General features: G+C 68.9%; 1 protein-coding gene. It reads left to right on the top strand.

The window, feature by feature from the left end:
* Positions 1-1,129: molybdopterin cofactor-binding domain-containing protein (locus AWB67_RS38315; protein ID WP_143746825.1), on the top strand; the 1,129-nt coding region annotated here is incomplete at both ends.

Here is a 1,129-nt window from a genome sequence, read left to right as displayed (position 1 = left end):
GGCCGTATTTTCTCGATCAGTGTCACTGAAGCGCGGCGCGCGCCGGGAGTGATCGCGATCGTCACTGCGGACACCGCCGGCAAGCTCGGCAAGGGCAAGTGGAACAACGCGCGGCTGCTCGGCGGCCCGGAGATCCAGCACTATCATCAGGCGGTCGCGCTCGTCGTCGCGGAGACGTTCGAGCAGGCGCGCGCCGCCGCGCAACTCGTGCGCGTACGCTACGTCCAGGAAAAAGGCGCGTTCGATCTCGCCAATGCGCGCCACTCGGCGACCAAGCCGAAGACCGGCACGCCCGAATCGGCAGTAGGCGATTTCGCGGGCGCTTTCGCCAGCGCGCCCGTGCAGCTGGACGCGATGTACACCACGCCCGACCAGGCGCACGCGATGATGGAGCCGCATGCGTCGATGGCGGTCTGGGACGGCGAGCAGCTCACGCTCTGGACCTCGAACCAGATGGTCGACTGGAGCCGCGCCGACGTCGCGCAGACGCTCGGCATCCCCAAGGAGAGCGTTCGGCTGATCTCGCCGTATATCGGCGGCGGTTTCGGCGGCAAGCTGTTCATACGCGCCGACGCCCTGCTCGCCGCACTCGGCGCGCGCGCGGCGCGACGTCCGGTCAAAGTGGCGCTGACGCGGCCAATGATGTTCAACAACACGCCGCACCGGCCTGCCACGATCCAGCGCATCCGGATCGGCGCGACGCGCGACGGCAAGATCACCGCGATCGGCCACGAAAGCTGGTCGGGCGACATCGAAGGCGGCAAGCCGGAGAACGCCGTCCAGCCGACGCGCTTCCTCTACGCGGGTGCGAACCGCATGACGGCGCTGCGGCTCGCCTCGCTCGACCTGCCCGAAGGCAACGCGATGCGCGCGCCCGGCGAAGCGCCAGGACTGATGGCGCTCGAAATCGCGATGGACGAGTTGGCGGAAAAGCTCGCCATCGATCCGGTCGAGTTGCGCATCATCAACGATACGCAGGTCGACCCCGAGAAGCCGCAGCGACCGTTTTCCGAGCGACGGCTCGTCGAGTGCCTGCGTACCGGCGCCGAGCGCTTCGGCTGGAAGACGCGCGGCGCACGGCCGGGTGCGGTGCGCGACGGGCAGTGGCTCGTCGGCATGGGCGTCGCAG

It is taken from the genome of Caballeronia terrestris, assembly GCF_001544515.1.
Lineage (GTDB): Bacteria > Pseudomonadota > Gammaproteobacteria > Burkholderiales > Burkholderiaceae > Caballeronia > Caballeronia terrestris.
Note: the sequence above shows the minus strand (reverse complement) of the source record. Positions and strands in the feature narration are given on the sequence as shown.